Origin of the sequence: Pseudomonas sp. MUP55, assembly GCF_034043515.1 — a bacterium.
In the GTDB taxonomy this organism is placed as follows: Bacteria; Pseudomonadota; Gammaproteobacteria; order Pseudomonadales; family Pseudomonadaceae; genus Aquipseudomonas.
The window spans coordinates 1,209,814-1,226,770 of sequence record NZ_CP138214.1; the positions used below are offsets into that span (position 1 = coordinate 1,209,814).

At 63.6% G+C, this 16,957-nt stretch carries 15 protein-coding genes; 9 read left to right on the top strand and 6 right to left on the bottom strand.

All coding sequences use genetic code 11. The features are described from left to right. Nucleotides 1-7: 7 nt before the first annotated feature. The 5 genes from SC318_RS05335 to SC318_RS05355 all read right to left on the bottom strand — a co-directional run bounded on the left by SC318_RS05335 (nt 8) and on the right by SC318_RS05355 (nt 5,178). Nucleotides 8-2,422, bottom strand: coding sequence for a fimbria/pilus outer membrane usher protein (locus SC318_RS05335; protein ID WP_413817634.1), 2,415 nt, complete (start codon nt 2,420-2,422; stop codon nt 8-10). A gap of 96 nt (nt 2,423-2,518) precedes the next feature. Beyond that, nucleotides 2,519-3,223, bottom strand: coding sequence for a fimbria/pilus chaperone family protein (locus SC318_RS05340; protein ID WP_413817635.1), 705 nt, complete (start codon nt 3,221-3,223; stop codon nt 2,519-2,521). Nucleotides 3,224-3,246: 23 nt separating this feature from the next. Further along, nucleotides 3,247-3,930, bottom strand: a complete 684-nt coding sequence (locus SC318_RS05345; protein WP_320429934.1) for a DUF1120 domain-containing protein — start codon at nt 3,928-3,930, stop codon at nt 3,247-3,249. Nucleotides 3,931-3,932: 2 nt separating this feature from the next. Then, a complete protein-coding gene (locus SC318_RS05350) occupies nt 3,933-4,553 on the bottom strand; it encodes a DUF1120 domain-containing protein (RefSeq protein ID WP_320429935.1) in 621 nt (206 codons plus the stop codon). A 10-nt stretch (nt 4,554-4,563) separates the two neighbouring features. Continuing rightward, nucleotides 4,564-5,178, bottom strand: a complete 615-nt coding sequence (locus SC318_RS05355; RefSeq protein ID WP_320429936.1) for a DUF1120 domain-containing protein — start codon at nt 5,176-5,178, stop codon at nt 4,564-4,566. 534 nt (nt 5,179-5,712) lie between these two features. Here SC318_RS05355 and SC318_RS05360 point away from each other — a divergent pair. From SC318_RS05360 to dacB, 7 genes are all read left to right on the top strand, one after another. Next, entirely contained in the window at nt 5,713-6,528 is an 816-nt protein-coding gene (locus SC318_RS05360; protein WP_413817607.1) for a response regulator, read from the top strand. 197 nt (nt 6,529-6,725) lie between these two features. Next, nucleotides 6,726-7,361: a response regulator gene (locus SC318_RS05365; protein ID WP_320429938.1), complete on the top strand. Its 636-nt coding sequence runs from the start codon at nt 6,726-6,728 to the stop codon at nt 7,359-7,361. Nucleotides 7,362-7,430: 69 nt separating this feature from the next. Further along, nucleotides 7,431-7,901, top strand: coding sequence for a nuclear transport factor 2 family protein (locus tag SC318_RS05370; RefSeq protein ID WP_320429939.1), 471 nt, complete (start codon nt 7,431-7,433; stop codon nt 7,899-7,901). Between the two features lie 36 nt (nt 7,902-7,937). Then, nucleotides 7,938-8,210 carry a GIY-YIG nuclease family protein gene (locus tag SC318_RS05375; RefSeq protein ID WP_306491731.1) on the top strand — a complete coding sequence of 91 codons (273 nt, stop codon included), beginning with the start codon at nt 7,938-7,940 and terminating at the stop codon, nt 8,208-8,210. 75 nt (nt 8,211-8,285) lie between these two features. Then, complete coding sequence (locus tag SC318_RS05380; RefSeq protein ID WP_320429940.1) at nt 8,286-9,221, top strand: glutathione S-transferase family protein; 936 nt, start codon at nt 8,286-8,288, stop codon at nt 9,219-9,221. A gap of 107 nt (nt 9,222-9,328) precedes the next feature. After that, a complete protein-coding gene (locus SC318_RS05385) occupies nt 9,329-11,743 on the top strand; it encodes a TonB-dependent siderophore receptor (RefSeq protein WP_320429941.1) in 2,415 nt (804 codons plus the stop codon). Nucleotides 11,744-12,018: 275 nt separating this feature from the next. Then, nucleotides 12,019-13,476, top strand: a complete 1,458-nt coding sequence (gene dacB / locus SC318_RS05390; protein ID WP_320429942.1) for a D-alanyl-D-alanine carboxypeptidase/D-alanyl-D-alanine endopeptidase — start codon at nt 12,019-12,021, stop codon at nt 13,474-13,476. Between the two features lies 1 nt (nt 13,477). On the opposite strand, the gene SC318_RS05395 is transcribed toward dacB, so the two are convergent. After that, a complete protein-coding gene (locus SC318_RS05395) occupies nt 13,478-14,257 on the bottom strand; it encodes an IclR family transcriptional regulator (protein WP_320429943.1) in 780 nt (259 codons plus the stop codon). 119 nt (nt 14,258-14,376) lie between these two features. On the opposite strand from SC318_RS05395, the gene hmgA reads away from it, so the two are divergent. Continuing rightward, complete coding sequence (gene hmgA, locus SC318_RS05400) at nt 14,377-15,660, top strand: homogentisate 1,2-dioxygenase (RefSeq protein WP_320429944.1); 1,284 nt, start codon at nt 14,377-14,379, stop codon at nt 15,658-15,660. Between the two features lie 3 nt (nt 15,661-15,663). Next, entirely contained in the window at nt 15,664-16,950 is a 1,287-nt protein-coding gene (fahA, locus tag SC318_RS05405; protein WP_320429945.1) for a fumarylacetoacetase, read from the top strand. Nucleotides 16,951-16,957 lie beyond the last annotated feature (7 nt).

Sequence of the window (16,957 nt, forward strand, 5' to 3'; positions counted from 1 at the left end):
ATAGTCCTCATGGGAGGTTGCACCGGGCAGGCGCGGTTTCGAAGTACACCGAGGGGTCGGCTGCTTGCGCCAGTTCGTAGCGCAGCTCGCAGCGTCCACCTTGCGGCGTGGTTATCCACAGCGTGGGTTGATCCAGCACGTTGGGCAGAAACACCTGGCTGCCTTCCTGGACCAAGGTAATGAATTCACCGCTACCGCTGCTGACGGACGCGCCGGCAGGCAACGCTTGGCCTCGGTCGGTGCTGACGGTGAGCAGCACGCGGCGAGTCAGGCCGACGCCGAATTCGACCCGGTCCACCGCGCCGCGCCCGGCCGAGATCATCGCCAGGCCGTTGTTGATATCGGCATTGCGCGGCAGCGAGCGGGTCTGGACTTCCACCGGGCTGCGGCCATAAGCGGCCACGTGCGGCACCACGGCCTGGCCTTGCCAGTCGGTCCAGACCGGGCCGCTGGGGGTGCTGAGCTTGATACCGCTGATCTCGCCCACAGACACCAGGGCAAAGGTGTCGCGCACCGAGTAGGGGGAAAACGTCACGCCGTCACCGTGCAGCACCACGGCGCCGCGAGCGCCACCCTGGTAGCTCGAACGCTCGGCATCGGAGCGGCTGTAGCTCAGATCGAGCTGGCTGTAGCGCGGCAGCGCCGAGATGCCCAGGGTGCTTTGCACTTGATGGTCGCGGCTGTCGTGTTCGGCGCTGACGCGGTAGCTGAGCTGGTCGTCGATCTGTTCGGTCAGGCCCAGGCCGGTGCGATTTTCACCGCCTGAGTTGCGCACCCAACTGCGCAGCCGGCGATTCTCGCCCAGCGGTACGCTGAGGGTGAGATAGAGCGCGTTGTCCTGTTGCTGGCTGCCGCTCATTTGCCACTCGGCGCTGGCTGACACAGACACCGCGCGCAGGCTTGTGCCCCAGGACGCCAACGCGCGGCTGCTGCTTTTCCCGCTAAAGTTGGTCGAACGCGAAGCCCCGGCGCTGAACGCACCCAGCAGCGGATGTGACCATCCCAGGTTGAGGCTTTGCTGGTCGCGATAGCGTGCGTTGTGATGGCGGTCATCAGCCTCATAGCTGCTTTCTTCGAGTTCGCGATAACCGATGCTGCGCCAGGAATTGGCGGCGCTGATCGACCACTGTTCCCCCAGGCGCTGTGACCAGGAAAGATCGGTCTGTACGCCGGACACTGTTTCCAGCGCCTGGGTATTGGAGACTTGCGTGGCCAGTTGAACCTGACTGTCCAACCATGGCATCCAGCCGAGGCTGGCGCCCACCGAGCGGTATTCGCTGGCCGCCATCACGCCGCTGCCCAGCGTCAATTGCGGATGCAGAGAGCCGGTCCAACCGGCGCTGACCACCCAGGGATCATCGCCCTTGGCGTCGCCGACAGTGCGCACCCGGCCTGCCGCCAATGAATAACCCGGCGCTGGCAAGCCCAGGCCGAGCATGGCGGCCGGTACGCTGAAGCGCCGTTCACCGCCGACACTTTCCTTGACCGTGACTTCGACGTCCGAGCGCGTGTTCAAGCGGCGCACATCGGTCAAGGCAAAGGGGCCGGCGGGCACCACGGTGGAGTGAATCAGGACGCCGTTCTGGCGTACTTCAACCTGTGCCGGGCTGTTGGCGATGCCCTGGATCAGCGCACCCTGGCCCTGTTCCTGTAGAGCATGCTCGGTGAGCACCTGGACGCCGGTGATCTGCGCGCCGGACAGCACCGGGTTGTAGAGGTTGATCTGCCCGGCCTGCAGCACCGCCTGCTGGTTGGCAAACGTGCGTTGGGCATAGGCTTGCAGATGGGTGCTGCGCGACAGGCCGTCCTGCCAGGTCTGCACCTGGCGGCTGCGCACGATCCAATCGCCGGCATTGAATCCCACTTCGGTGTTGGCCGAGCCAAACCGGCTGGCGTCATCGCCGAAGCGGTTGTAGAACCCGCTGAAGTCGTAATTGAGCAGCCCGCCGAACCCGCCGGTTTCATAGCCCGAGGTATCCTGCTGCGCGGGACGCAGGGCCTCGGTGGGCACCACCAGCGATACCGTCAGCATTGCCGGGTCCGGCTCCACCAGGCTCTGGGGATACCGCGCGATAAAATCGTGACAGCCCGGCGTTTCACTGGGCATCACCAGGTTGGCGGCGTCCAGCAAGGCGCGGTCGAAGCACAGATTGCCCTGCTGATCGAAATTCACTTCGTGCCGACCACGTGGCTGGCCGTTGACGCGCAGGTTGACGCTGTGCCCGCCGGCGGCGAAACGCGGGGCGGCCAGCAACAGGCTGGCCAACTGCGGGTCGATGCCGCGCTGGTGCAGGGTCTGGACGTCGAAACCTGAGGTGTCGGCCCGGGCAACGCCCGGCACCAGCGCGCACAGCAGAGCCATCAGCGCCAAGGTGGGGGTGGCCTGGGTCGCGGGCACGGCTGCGCCGTCACGGTAACTCAATACTGTTCTCACGCAGGGTACTCAAGTCGTGACGATCAATGCGCCGTCAGTGGGTTATCCAGGCGGCGAGGTGCAGCTGGCCGCCTGCGATCGGCATCAGAGGACGATCGGTGCGTCGTAGGCCTTGACCGCAAATCCGTACACGGTGGCCGGCTGCAGCCTGACGGTGGTGGCCTGGCCACCGCTGGCCGGCACGCTCAAGGCTTCGCCCGGCAGCACGTAGGTGCGCGGCAGCATCGCCTTGCCATCGCCGGGCAATAGCAGCAGCTCCTGCGCCAGACGCACCACATACGGCGTGTCATTGCGCACCTGCAACTGGCCGGCGTGCAGGGCCCAGGTCAGGCCGGTCCACGGCGTGCGGTTGAGCGCCAGGCCCTTGGGGTGCACGATCACCGGCAAGTTCTGGCGCACGGTCACGCCCACGCGGGCATGCCCGGCGGCAATGGCTGCGCGGCCCTGGGGCATGCCTTCGAACACCGCGCGCTTGAGCCTTTGGGTGAGCAGCGGTTGCTGGTTTTGCAGAATGAAGCGCACCAGCTGGGATTTGGAGGCTTCGACCCGCGACAGCGGCGGCGTCACTACCAGCAGCGGCTCGGTGTCCTCGGGTATGTCCTGCAACGTGACATGCAGCAGCGCGAGCTGGCTGTCGGTGTTGGTAACCGACACCGCCGCTTCGCCATCGGCTTCATGCACGATGACCACGGAGGTGTCGGGCACCATGCCGTCGGCCATGGCTGGATTGCCGAGCATCAGCAGCAGGGCGGTCAGGCCGGCAGTGGTGTGTGAGCGTGTCGTCGTTATCACGGGTTTTCCAGGTGAGCGGGTCAGAGGTAGCGCAAGTCCAGGACAATGGAGCCGTCAAGCGGGACCTCCTGATCCAGGGTCAATTGCTGCGAAAAGTTGATGGCGGTGTCCACCTGAAGCTGGACGGTCAATTGGCTGACAAAGTCCGGTTGCCGGTCGCCTGCCGGCGCGAAGGCCATATAGGAACGGGGGTAGGCGTTGGGGTCCGGTGTCCAGCTTTCGCCGTTGCTGGTGGAGGCCAACACCTGCATGGGTTGTGCGTCGCCCACTGGGTTGCGATAGGACAACGCCACCGAGCCAAGGCGTTCAGTGGGGGCGTGGATGTTGCGGCCCAGCCCGTAGAAAAAATCCGGCGCCATCGAGGACTCCGCACGATTGTCCACGCCCACCAGCGCAAACAGCATCGGGCGAGCGCATTGCACGTGCAGTTCGAGCGTTCGGCTGGGCAGCACGGTGTACTCGTCGGGGTTGAGGCTATGCGAGGCAATCCTGCCGTGGTCAACCGAGCCGCCATTGGTCAGCTCGATATGGCAGGCATCCGGTATGACCCGGCCGGTCACCCTGAGGTCGACGGTTGAAGCCGCATGGACCTCGCCCAGGGGCGCGAGGCAGACGAGGGGAACCAGGTAGCGGATGAACCTGTTCAGCACCGGCACAGGTAGGCGCAGCCCATGCCCGTCAGTGTTCAAGGGATGGGCGGCCATGGTTACAGGTACTTCACTTCGAGCGTGGCGGAGCCGTCGATGGTGACCTCGTTGCTCAGGTCCAGGCCGTCGGCGCGGTTGATCACGGTCTGCACGCCCAGATCGAGGCGCAGATCCTTGACTGCCACAGGCTGGGTGTCGTCATCCATGGACGCTACGGACATGTACATGCCTGGCTCCCAGATATTTTCTCTGAACCAGGTGTTGCCTTGGTCATAGGAGCCGATGGGCTGCACCACTGTCCCGCCTTCCGCAACCGGATTGCGCAGGCTGAGGGAGTACCAGCCCAGCTTCTGACTATCGTTGACAAACCCCAGGCCGTAGCTCGACGTGGCACCCGACGCTGCACGGTTGTCGACCGAGTGCAAGGCGAACTGGATCGCAGCGTCGCAGCTGACCGCCATGCTCAGGGTGTGATTGCCAATGATGGTGTAGCTGTCCGGGTTCAGGTCCTTGGCGGAGATCTTGCCGTGGTCAATCACGCCACCCCCGGAAAAGCTGGGCGTACAGGCGCTGGGCACGATCAGGCCCTTGACGGTGAGGTCCACGTTGGAGGCGGCAAGGGTGGTGGCTGAGGCGAGCAGCAAGACGCTGCTGGCCAGGGCGGTCAGGCGGGTTTTCATGAAAAGCTCCTTAGAGGTAATTGACTTGTACGGTGGCGTGGCCGTCGATGGGGACTTCGTCGGTGAGCGTCAGGCTTTGGGCGGGTGCGATGTGGGTGATCAGACGGATTTGCGCGTCCAGCTCCCGGACCGCAATCGGCACGATGCCGTCGCTGCTGGCGACGGCGGTGAGCAAGGTATGGCTGAGCATCACGGAGGGCATCCAGGTCACGCCGCCATCCCTTGAGGTAATGGTGCGTACGGGAACGCCGTCGGCTACCGGCAGGTAAAGGCCGAGCCCGGCATCGCCGACTTTTTCATCGTTGGGCGTGGTGCCCAGACCATGCCAGCTGAAGTGGCTGGCGGCAGTGCCCGCGCGGTTGTCGAGGGTGTTGAGGGTAAAAAACGTTGGCCCGTCGCAGCGCACGCTCAGCCGCATGGTTTCTCTGGGCAGTTCGGTGTAGGTCTGGGTGTTGAGGTCCTTGACCGACACTTTGCCGAAGTCGACAGTGCCGGCGCCGGAAATCACTGGTGCGCAGGCGCTGGGCGTGATGGCGCCCTGGACAAGCAATTCGGTATGGCTGGCGGCGAATACGCTCGGGCAAAGCAGCAAGGCGCCCATCAAACCGGGTGCGAAAACCTTCATGGCGAATGAATCTCCTTGGGTGAAACGGGAGTGCGGGGTGTTGCAGGTACAGCAGCTCAACGGTGGCGCAAACGATCGATGGCCACTCTTCGACTCAAGGTCAGGCACGGCAGGCGCGACCCTTCGGCGACAGGGCCTGGTCATCGCAGCGTGTTCCATCGCTTGTGGTATCGAAACGCGTGCGGGGCTGCGCCCGGCCTGTGTGGGCGGGTGCCTGGCTCGGCGGCGTTTTCTGATGGTTGTTGGCGGTTGCCGGGGAGTGGCGAGCCGTCCCTCTATGGGGGTGGGCACACTGTAGCGAGCGGTTCGCGCAGGGGAAATACAACTAATACGACACGGGTGGCATAGGCAGGCCACGCTCAAAGAGGTGCTTTTTCGTAGTTGTTGTATCGGCATGGAGGCACTCAAAAGGTTATCTGTCTCTGGCCGATACCCCTCCAAAAGGATGTGGCAATCATCCTGCACAAGGCCTTCCAGGGCGATTGCATCAGTGTCACAGGTTGCCGCTGGATCAATAGCCATAACGAGGTAGTGATGGTTTCGCAGGAAGGTTCAACCGCAGGACCGAGCCGCAAACCAGATCCGCCTGTTGTCCCAACGCGTCATTGGCAGCACATGAATATCCTGGTGGTGGAGGACCACTCAGCCTACCGCCTGCTGTTGGGCTGGATGTTGCAGAAGCTGGGCCTGGGGCACGAGTTGGCTGCCGATGGGTTCATGGGACTGGAGGCGTTTACCCGCCGGCCCTTTGACTTGGTGATCTGCGATTGCCAGATGCCGTTCATGGATGGTTACAGCATGGCCAGCGCCATCCGCGAGCATGAGCGCGATCAGGCGTTGAACCGCGTACCGATCATTGCCTTGACCGCCAACCTGCAAAACGACAGCCCCCGGCGCTGTCACAAAGCGGGCATGGATGCCTGGTTGCTCAAACCACTGACGCTTGAACAACTGCACGCCGTGCTGATGCGCTGGTTGCCAGGCAGCGATGCTCCGCAAGCCGGCGAGCAGACTGCGCCAGTCGCGAGTTGGCCAACCCGTGACACGCTTGTCGCGACGTTTGGCAGCGACGTGATCGTCGATCAGTTACTGGAGGGTCTGCTGGTGGAGGCCTGGGAAGACTTGCGCGTCTTGCGCCATGCCTGTTCGGCCCAGGACGCCTCATTGGCTGCCGAGCGCCTGCATCGCCTGGTGGGGAGCCTGGCGTTTCTGGGCGGCAGCGACCTGGAATTCACCGCTGTTCAACTGATGGAGCAGGTCCGGTCTGGTGAGGTGGCTTCCCACACGGTGCAGATGGAGCTGTTCCAGGCACGCTTGCGCGTCTATCTCGACTATTTGGCCAGTATTTGAACCCGTGCCTGCGAGGGCTCTCAGTCCCCCTGCGAGCTGATTTTGGTTGTAGGCGTTTTCCTATTGTGTTGTAGGCAAAAAAATAGCCAGTACTGAACATTGGGCGTGGCTGCAAGTGACGCTTTGTTAGCTGTTGTTGATGATCGCTGGCGGAGGTATTTTGCGCGGATTCAAGTTGCCATCATTCGTGGGTACCTATGCTTCGAGTAATTATTGCTGACGATCACCCTATTGTTCGCGTCGGGCAAAGGGTCGTGATCGAGGCGAATGGAAGATGCAAAGTGGTCGGCGAGGCCGACGGTCCCGATCAGTTGCTTGACGTGTTGAGCAAAAACCCATGCGACGTGCTGGTCACGGACTTCGCCATGCCAGGCGGCCAGCAGGCCGATGGCTACGGTTTGTTGGGCCTGCTGCACCGCCAGTATCCGCAGGTGCCGGTGATTGTGGTGACGATGTTCGCCAGCATCGCCATCTTGCGTGCGGCTTTCTCCCATGGCGTTCGCGGCGTGGTCGCCAAGAGCGCGTCGGCCAAGGAGTTGCCCCAGGCGATCAAGGCCGTGTGTGCCGGCCAGACCTTCACCAGCGAATCCCTGCGCTTGCAGTTAGTGGAGTCGGGGGTGAGCGACCAGTCCGCGCAGCCCAGGTTGTCCGACAAAGAGCGCGAGGTGGTGCGCATGTTGGCCAGCGGCATGACCGTCAGCCAGATTGCGGCGCAGGTCAACCGCAGTATTTCCACGATCAGCAAGCAGAAAAGCACGGCCATGCAACGGTTGAGCATTTCCACCGATGTCGATCTGTTTGCTTATGCGCGCGATACGGGAATGGTGCCGTAGAAAGCAATGGCTTTCTCGTGTTGCGCGGACTATCGTTCGGCACCCCTGTTCATCCTGCGAAAACTGCCCATGAGTGATGCCCATAACGCCCTGATCACTGAGTTCTACAGCGCCTTTGAGCGCCTGGACGCCGAAGCCATGGCCGCCTGTTATACCCAGGACGTGCTGTTCAGCGATCCGGCCTTCGGCCAATTGCGCGGGCAGGATGCCGGCGACATGTGGCGGATGCTCACCACGCGGGCCAAGGATTTTTCCCTGACCTTTGACAACGTGCGCAGCGAGGGCAATGAGGGCAGCGCGCACTGGGTGGCGACCTACCTGTTCAGCGCGACCGGCAATACGGTGGTCAACGATATTCAAGCGCGCTTTGTGTTTCGTGACGGCAGGATCTGCGAGCACCACGACCATTTCGACCTGTGGCGCTGGTCGCGTCAGGCGTTGGGCACCAAGGGCCTGTTGCTGGGCTGGACGCCCCTGGTGAAAAACGCCGTACGCGCCCAGGCGCGCAAAGGTTTGAAGGCATTCCAGGCCGCTCGTTGATAAGCTGGGTGCCTCTGTACCGTGCCGAATCCCGTCGTGAACACGCCTGAATCCAAACCCTGGTTCGTCTACCTGGTACGCGCCGCCAATGGCTCGCTGTATTGCGGCATCAGCAATGACCCGGTGCGCCGGTTCGCCACGCATCAGAGCGGCAAGGGCGCGCGGTTCTTTCTTTCCAGCCCCGCCGTTGCGCTGGTGTACACCGAGCAATGCGCGAGCAAGGGCGAAGCGCTGCGCCAGGAACGCCTGATCAAGAAATTGAAGAAGAGCGCCAAGGAGTGCCTGGCGGCGAGCGGTCCATCACGCTGACTGATAGGTTCCCATCACGCCGCCCAGCTGTTTTGCGCGCTAAGCTGCGGGCTCATTCCTCAAGTAGACCCCTGCATGTCTGAACTCATCCTGCACCATTACCCGACGTCGCCGTTTGCGGAAAAAGCTCGGCTGCTGCTGGGCTTCAAAGGCTTGTCCTGGCATTCGGTACACATCTCGCCAGTGATGCCCAAGCCCGACCTGACGGCCTTGACCGGCGGCTACCGGAAAACCCCGGTGCTGCAGGTCGGCGCGGACATCTATTGCGACACCGCCTTGATCGCCCGGCGCCTGGAGCAGGAAAAATCTTCGCCGGCGCTGTTCCCCCTGGGCCAGGAAATGATCACCCAGACCTTCGCCACCTGGGCCGACAGCGTCGTGTTCGCTCACGCCGTCAGCCTGGTGTTCCAGCCCGAGTCGGTGGCGGTGCGGTTTGGCAAGTTGCCGCCGGAAGCGATCAAGGCGTTTATGGCCGACCGCGCCGCGCTGTTCAGCGGGGGCACGGCAAGCAAGCTGCCGGCCGAACTGGCCAAGCAGCAATGGCCGGCGATCATGGCGCGCCTGGAGCAACAGTTGCAGCGCGAACCGGGGGACTTTCTGTTTGGCGAACCGACGATTGCCGACTTTGCCCTGGCTCACTCGCTGTGGTTTCTCAAGGCCACCCCGGTGACCGCGCCGTTGGTGGATGCCTATCCGGCCGTGTTGGCGTGGCTGGGGCGCGTGCAGGGCTTTGGCCATGGCACCGCCAGCCCGATGACGGCGGAGCAGGCGTTGCAGATCGCCCGCGAGGCCACGCCTGCGGCTTTGCCGGATGAAGTGTTCGAGGACCTCAATGGCTTTACGGCCGGCCAGCAGGTCACGATTGCGGCGATTGACTACGGCGTCGATCCGGTGGCTGGAGAGCTGATGTTTGTCGGGCGCGAAGCCTTGATCCTGCGCCGCACCGACGAGCGCGCCGGCACGGTGCATGTGCATTTCCCACGCTTTGGTTTCCGCATTCAGGCGCAATAGCAAAAATATTTGCAAACAAGGGTGAGGTAAACCGCTCGCCCATCCGTGTAGTGCTTGAAACTGCGATCAATTCGCATTAACAGCGTTTTTACACGGATGCTCACAGCATGAAATCGACGGCGGGCGGTTGGGTCAAACAGTGGCTGGGAGCCTCGGTATTTTCAGTCTCGGCGCTGGCGTTGCTGCCCCTGGCCGTGGCACAGCCGCAGGAACAGCAAAGCGCCCAGTTCAACTTTGCCCTGGCGGCCAAACCACTGCCCCAGGCGCTGAGCGATTTCAGCCGGGTTACCGGAATCAGCGTGATCTATACCGACGAAGCGCCCTATGGCCTCAGCGCCCCGGCGCTCAACGGGCACATGAGCGCGACCCAGGCGCTGCAACGCCTGCTGGGCAATTCGGGCTTCACCTTCCGCCAGATCGACGCCCGTACCCTGGCGCTGGAACCGCAGCCCGCCGATGGCGCGGTCAATCTCGGTGCCACCACCATCAGCGCCGCCAGCCCTGGTCAGGACAGCACCAGCTATCAGCCGCCACCGACCAGCTCGGTGATGCGCTCGCGCGGCTTGCTGCTGGAAACCCCGCAAACCGTCAACGTGGTGCCCGCCCAGGTATTGCGCGATCAACAGCCGCGCAACCTGGACGATGCGCTGGGCAATGTCAGCGGTATCACCCAGTCCAACACCCTGGGCAGCACCCAGGACGCGGTGATGCTGCGCGGCTTTGGCGACAACCGCAATGGCTCGATCATGAAGGACGGCATGCCGGTGGTGCAGGGCCGCGCGTTGAACGCCACCGCCGACCGCGTGGAAGTGCTCAAGGGCCCGTCATCGCTGCTGTACGGCATCCAGGACCCGGGCGGCGTGGTCAACATCGTCAGCAAAAAGCCCGAGTTGGTGCAGTCCACTTCCCTGACTGCGCGCGGCTCCACGTTCGGCAGCGGCAAGAACGGCAGTGGCGGCAACCTCGATACCACCGGCCCGATAGGCGACAGCGGCCTGGCCTATCGCCTGATCGTCGACCATGAAGACGAAGACTATTGGCGCAACTACGGCACCCACCGCGAAACCCTGGTGGCGCCGTCGCTGGGCTGGTATGGCGACGCGACCCAAGTGGTGGTTGCCTATGAACACCGCGAGTTTCTGTCGCCGTTCGACCGTGGCACAGCCATCGACCCAAAAACCAATCACCCCCTGAACATCCCCGCGACCCGCCGCCTGGATGAGCCTTTCAACAACATGCAAGGCCGCTCCGACCTGTACCGCCTGACGGTCGATCACGACCTCAACGATGACTGGAAAGCCCACTTCGGCTACAGCTGGAACCGCGAAACCTACGACGCCAGCCAGGTGCGTGTGGTCAAGGTCAATACCAACGGCACCTTGACCCGCAGCATGGACGGCACCCAGGGCGCGCTGACCACCGACCGCTTCGCCACCGCCAGCCTTGAAGGCAAGGTCGACGTTGCCGGCATGCAGCACGACCTGGTGTTCGGGCTGGACGATGAATACCGCAAGATCTACCGCGCCGACCTGATCCGCCAGGCGCCACGCGGCAGCTTCAACTACAACGATCCGGTCTACGGCAACGAAGTCGCGGGCTCCAACGTCAGTGCGCCGGACAGCAACCAGACCGACCTGCTGCGCAGCGATTCGCTGTTCTTCCAGGATGCCATCCACCTGAACGACCAGTGGATCCTGGTGGGCGGTGCGCGCTACCAGATGTACGACCAATACGCCGGCAAGGGCGTGCCGTTCACCGCCAACACCGATGGCAACGGCCAGAAGTGGGTGCCGCGTGCCGGGCTGGTGTATCGCTACACCGATGAGCTGTCGTTCTACGGCAGCTACACCGAGTCGTTCAAACCCAACTCCACCATCGCGCCGCTGGCCAACAAAACCGTGCTCGATGGCAGCCTGCAGCCGGAAGAGTCCAAGGCCTGGGAGCTGGGCACCAAGTTCGACTTGCCGGGGCGTATCACCGCGAGCGCGGCGCTGTTCACCATCGACAAGCGCAACGTGCTGGTGCAGGTGGGCGAGGGGCTGACCTCGGTCTACAGCGTGGCGGGCAAGGTTCGTTCCCGTGGCCTGGAGCTGGATGCCAGCGGCCAGCTGAGCGACAAGTGGAGCCTGATCGGCAGTTACGCCTATACCGATGCCGAGGTCACCGAAGACCCGACCCTCAAGGGCAACCGCCTGCAGAACGTGGCAAAGAACACCGCCTCGTTGTCGGCCGTGTATGACTTCGGCAGCATCCTGGGCGGCGATCAATTGCGCGTCGGTGCCGGTGCGCGTTACGTGGGCGAGCGGGCAGGGGACGCGGCCAACAGCTTCGAACTGCCCAGCTACACCGTGGCCGATGTGTTCGCCAGCTATGACACCCGGCTCGACGGGCAGAAGGTCAAGTTCCAGCTCAACGTGAAGAACCTGTTCGACCGTACCTACTACACCTCGTCGGTGAACACGCAGTTTGTGTCCATTGGCGATGCGCGGCAGGTGTCGGTGTCCAGCACCCTTACCTTCTGACTGGATGTGCTTTTTTGTGGGAGAGGGCTTGCCCCGATGCCAGTCAGTTAAGAAGCAGCAGAAGCGAGAAGCATCTGTGGCGAGGGAGCTTGCTCCCGCTGGGCCGCGAAGCGGCCCCAAACAATGGGACTGCTGCGCAGTCCAGCGGGAGCAAGCTCCCTCGCCACAGGTTTGGTGTTCGCGTTAACCGACCGGCATTAGGGCTTGCCCCCTCCCACATTGGCACCTGAGCTGTTAGCGTTGCCGGCATTCGATGCCTACGGAAAACGCTACCGATGCACTTTGGAAGATGGTTACACAACGGCGCCCTGCTGGTTGGCTTGAGCTTTGTGCTGGGCGGCTGCGCCAGCGTTTCATCCACCTCTACCCCTGCGACGCTCGACAAGGTGCTGGCCGATCCTGCGTTGCACGGTGCCAGCGTCTCGCTGATGGTGCGCGACGCCCGCAGCGGCAGCACGCTCTACCAGCACAACCCAGGCACGCGCCTGGTGCCGGCTTCCAACCTCAAGCTGCTGACCACTGCGGCGGCCATGGATGTGCTGGGCCCGCAATACCGCTTCGCCACGCAACTGTTGAGCGACGGCATCCGCCAGGGCGATCGACTGACCGGTAATCTTTACCTGCGCGGCCTGGGCGACCCGACCATCCAGTACGCCGACTATCAAGCGCTGGCCGCGCAATTGGCCAGCCAGGGCGTGCGCCAGGTGCAGGGCGACCTGGTGTTCGACGACACCTGGTTCGACGCCGAACGCCTGGGTGTCGATTGGTCCCACGACGATGAAACCACCTACTACGGTGCGCAAATTTCCGCGCTGACGGTGTCGCCCAATTCAGATTTTGACGCAGGCAGCGTGCTGGTCACCGCCAAGGCGCCGGCGCGGGCGGGCTTGCCGGTGAGCGTCGACCTGTTCCCGCCCAGCGATTACCTGCAATTGAGTAATCATGCCGTCAGTGGGCCGGGCAACAGTTATGGGATCAACCGCCGGCATGGCACCAACCTGTTGCAGCTCAGTGGCGCGGTTACGCCCGGCAAGCAGAGCGAGCAACTGGTGAGCGTGTGGGAGCCCACGCAATGGGTGGCCAATCTGTTTGAACAGGCGCTGGCGCAACAGGGCATCAGGGTGCAGGGCCGTCGCGTGATGGGCGGGGCAAGCCCGGCCACGGCGACGCTGCTGGCCGAGCACCGTTCGGCGCCCTTGCAGGCGTTGATCACGCCGCTGCTCAAGCTTTCCAACAACAGCATGTCCGAAGCCTTGCTAAAGGCCATGGGGCGACAGACCGCCAACAGCGGCACGGCGGCGGCAGGCACAGTGGCGGTGGCGGGGTTCCTCAAGCGTCAGGGCCTGGATGCGGCGACGCTGAGCCAGGTGGACGGTTCCGGCCTGTCGCGCCGCAACCTGGTGTCGACGCAAACCCTCACCGACGTGCTGCTCGCCGCGAGCAAGCAACCGTGGTTCAACGCTTGGTACAGCGCACTGCCGATTGCCGGCAACAGCGATCGCATGAGCGGGGGCAGCTTGCGTTATCGCCTGCGCGGCACGCCGGCGCAAAACAATCTGCACGCCAAGACCGGCTCGATGAGCGGCGTGTCGTCCTTGAGCGGTTATGTCACCGATGCCCACGGGCGCCAGCTGGCATTTTCCATGGTGACCAACAACTACGTGGTCGCCGGCGCACAGGTCAAGGCTCTGGAAAACCGGGTGGCGGTGGCCCTGTCACGCTGGGACGATTGACTCAGGGCTGATAGCCCATGCGCCAACTCACGGCCTTGGTTGCCGCCAGCAATCGCTGGGCGGCCGGGCCGTCCTCATCGGCATGGAACAACGAGGTGGGGCCGACCACGGTCATCACTGCCGCCACCTGCCCGATGGCGTTGAACACCGGTGCCGATAACGCATCCACCCCCGGCATCAGCAAGCCATGCACAAAGTGCAGGCCGCGGCGGCGGATCTGCTCGCAGGCAGCCGCGTAGGCCTGGTCATCCGCCAGGCTGTGGGCCAGGCCCGCTTGAATCTCACGCTCGCGCAGTTCCACGGTTTCCCGCGTGGGCAGGTAGGCGCTGAACACCAGCCCGGTGGAGGAACTGAGCAGCGGTAACACCGAGCCTAGCTGGGTCACCACCGTCACGGCGCGCACGGCCGGTTCGATCTGCACCACGGTCGCCCCCTGGTTGCCCCATACCGCCAGGAAGCAGGTTTCATTCAGTTCATCGCGCAGCTCCGCCAAGGGCATCGCGCCCACCTTCAACACATCCATGCTGCCCAGCGCGGCCAGGCCCACGCGCAAGGCTTCGCGGCCCAGGCCGTAATGGTTGGTGGCGGCGTTCTGTTCGGCAAAGCCCGATGCGATCAGGGCCTGCAGGTAGCGGTGGACCTTGCTCGCCGGCATCTGCACATGCTCGGCCAGGCGCGACAGCGACGTGGCCGGCGACAGCTGCGCCAGGGCCTTGAGGATGTCGGTGCCTACTTCGGCCGAGCGGACTTTCTGTTTGCCGGTGTCGCGGGGCTTTTCCATGGGGGAGCGGGAATCCGAGAGATGAGTGGGCGTCTTTATAGCTTGACGGTCGATAGTGATCAAATTACGTTATGCGTAACTGGATTACGATAAAAACAACTTCCGTCTGAGGATGATCCATGCACCTCGAATACCAATCGGGCTTTGGCAATCAATTCGCCAGCGAAGCCCTGCCTGGCGCGTTGCCCGTCGGCCAGAACTCCCCGCAAAAAGCGCCCTACGGCCTTTACACCGAACTGTTCTCCGGCACCGCCTTCACCATGGCCCGCAGCGAAGCCCGGCGCACCTGGCTGTACCGCATTCAGCCGTCGGCCAATCACCCGGCGTTCATCAAGTTGCAAAGGCAATTGGCCGGTGGCCCGCTGGGCGCCGTGACGCCCAATCGCCTGCGCTGGAACCCGCTGGACATGCCCGGCGAGCCCACCGACTTTATCGACGGGCTGGTACGCACGGTGGCCAATTCGGGCCTGGAAAACCCCTCAGGCATCAGCATCTACAACTACCGCGCCAACCGTTCGATGGAGCGGGTGTTCTTCAACGCCGATGGCGAACTGTTGATCGTGCCCGAGCAGGGCCGCCTGCGCGTCGCAACGGAATTGGGCGTGCTTGAGGTCGAGCCGCTGGAAATCGTCGTGCTGCCACGCGGGCTCAAGTTCCGTGTCGAATTGCTCGACGCCCAGGCGCGTGGCTATGTCGCTGAAAACCACGGCGCGCCGCTGCGCCTGCCGGACCTGGGTCCCATCGGCAGCAACGGCCTGGCCAACCCGCGCGACTTTCTCAGCCCGGTCGCCCACTACGAAGACCTCAAGCAACCGACCACCCTGGTGCAGAAATTCCTCGGCGAGCTATGGGCCTGCGAGCTCGACCATTCGCCGCTGAACGTGGTGGCCTGGCACGGCAACAACGTGCCGTACAAATACGACCTGCGCCGCTTCAACACCATCGGCACGGTGAGTTTCGACCACCCGGACCCGTCGATCTTCACCGTATTGACCTCGCCCACCAGCGTGCATGGCCTGGCCAACCTCGACTTCGTGATATTCCCGCCGCGCTGGATGGTGGCCGAGAACACCTTCCGGCCGCCGTGGTTCCACCGCAACCTGATGAACGAATACATGGGCCTGATCCAGGGTGCCTACGACGCCAAGGCCGAGGGCTTCGTGCCTGGCGGCGCCTCGCTGCACAGCTGCATGAGCGCCCACGGCCCGGACGGCGAGACCTGTACCAAGGCGATCAACGCCGAACTGGCGCCGCACAAGATCGATCACACCATGGCGTTCATGTTCGAAACCAGCCAGGTGCTGCGCCCCACCCAGTTCGCCCTGGAATGTCCGCAACTGCAACCCGCTTATGACGCGTGCTGGGCTTCACTGCCCGCCACCTTCAACCCGAATCGGAGATAACCCATGACTCAACCCACACACGCCCGCAGCTGGGTAGCCTCCGCCAACGGCCACGCGGATTTCCCGCTGCAGAACCTGCCGCTGGGGGTGTTCAGCATCAACGGTTCGGCACCGCGCAGTGGCGTGGCGATTGGCGACGCGATCCTCGACCTGCACGCCGCGCTGGATGAATTTGACGGTGAAGCTCGGCGTGCCGTCGAGGCAACTGCCGGCGGCCAGTTGAACGCGTTTTTCGAACTCGGCCGCGGCCCCCGCGTGGCCCTGCGCGAGCGTCTGCTGGAACTGCTTGCCGAAGGCAGCAAGCTCAAGACCCGCGAGGCGCAGGTGCTGCACCGCGCCGCCGACTGCCAAATGCACCTGCCGGCCAAAATCAACGATTACACCGACTTCTATGTCGGTATCGAACATGCGCAGAACGTCGGCAAACTGTTCCGCCCCGACAACCCGCTGTTGCCCAACTACAAGTACGTGCCGATTGGTTACCACGGCCGCGCCTCGACCATCCGCCCGTCCGGCACCGAAGTGCGTCGCCCCAAAGGGCAGACCTTGCCCGCCGGCCAGGCCGAGCCGACGTTCGGCCCCTGCGCCCGCCTGGACTATGAACTGGAACTGGGCATCTGGATCGGCCAGGGCAATGCCATGGGCGACGCGATTGCCATCAGCGATGCGGCCGAGCACATCGCCGGTTTCTGCCTGCTAAACGATTGGTCGGCCCGCGACATCCAGGCCTGGGAATACCAGCCGCTGGGTCCGTTCCTGTCCAAGAGCTTCATCACCAGCATCTCGCCCTGGGTGGTGACGGCCGAAGCGCTGGAACCGTTCCGCAAGGCGCAACCGGCGCGGCCCGAAGGTGATCCGCAACCGTTGCCGTACCTGCTGGACCCTCGCGATCAGAAGGCGGGCGCCTTCGATATCGAACTGGAAGTGCTGCTGACCACCGCCGCTATGCGTGAACAGAACCTGCCGGCCCATCGCCTGACCTTGAGCAACACCGAGCATATGTACTGGACCGTGGCGCAAATGGTTGCGCACCACAGCGTCAACGGCTGCCAGTTGCAGGCTGGCGACCTGTTTGGTTCGGGTACGCTGTCGGGGCCTCAGCCGGGGCAGTTCGGCAGCCTGCTGGAAATCACCGAGGGCGGTAAAAAGCCGATTGAGCTGGCGTCCGGCGAGGTGCGCAAGTTCCTCGAAGACGGCGATGAAATCATCCTGCGCGCGCGTTGCAACCGCGAAGGCTTTGCCTCCATCGGCTTCGGTGAATGCCGCGGCACCGTAGTCGCCGCACGCTGAGAGGGCA

Coding starts and splice junctions, on each gene's coding strand:
- SC318_RS05355 (WP_320429936.1), bottom strand. CDS start 5,178: ATGAAGGTTTTCGCACCCGGTTTGATGGGCGCCTTGCTGCTTTGCCCG.
- SC318_RS05345 (WP_320429934.1), bottom strand. CDS start 3,930: ATGGCCGCCCATCCCTTGAACACTGACGGGCATGGGCTGCGCCTACCT.
- SC318_RS05385 (WP_320429941.1), top strand. CDS start 9,329: ATGAAATCGACGGCGGGCGGTTGGGTCAAACAGTGGCTGGGAGCCTCG.
- SC318_RS05395 (WP_320429943.1), bottom strand. CDS start 14,257: ATGGAAAAGCCCCGCGACACCGGCAAACAGAAAGTCCGCTCGGCCGAA.
- SC318_RS05350 (WP_320429935.1), bottom strand. CDS start 4,553: ATGAAAACCCGCCTGACCGCCCTGGCCAGCAGCGTCTTGCTGCTCGCC.
- SC318_RS05370 (WP_320429939.1), top strand. CDS start 7,431: ATGAGTGATGCCCATAACGCCCTGATCACTGAGTTCTACAGCGCCTTT.
- fahA (WP_320429945.1), top strand. CDS start 15,664: ATGACTCAACCCACACACGCCCGCAGCTGGGTAGCCTCCGCCAACGGC.
- dacB (WP_320429942.1), top strand. CDS start 12,019: ATGCACTTTGGAAGATGGTTACACAACGGCGCCCTGCTGGTTGGCTTG.
- hmgA (WP_320429944.1), top strand. CDS start 14,377: ATGCACCTCGAATACCAATCGGGCTTTGGCAATCAATTCGCCAGCGAA.
- SC318_RS05365 (WP_320429938.1), top strand. CDS start 6,726: ATGCTTCGAGTAATTATTGCTGACGATCACCCTATTGTTCGCGTCGGG.
- SC318_RS05380 (WP_320429940.1), top strand. CDS start 8,286: ATGTCTGAACTCATCCTGCACCATTACCCGACGTCGCCGTTTGCGGAA.
- SC318_RS05360 (WP_413817607.1), top strand. CDS start 5,713: ATGGTTTCGCAGGAAGGTTCAACCGCAGGACCGAGCCGCAAACCAGAT.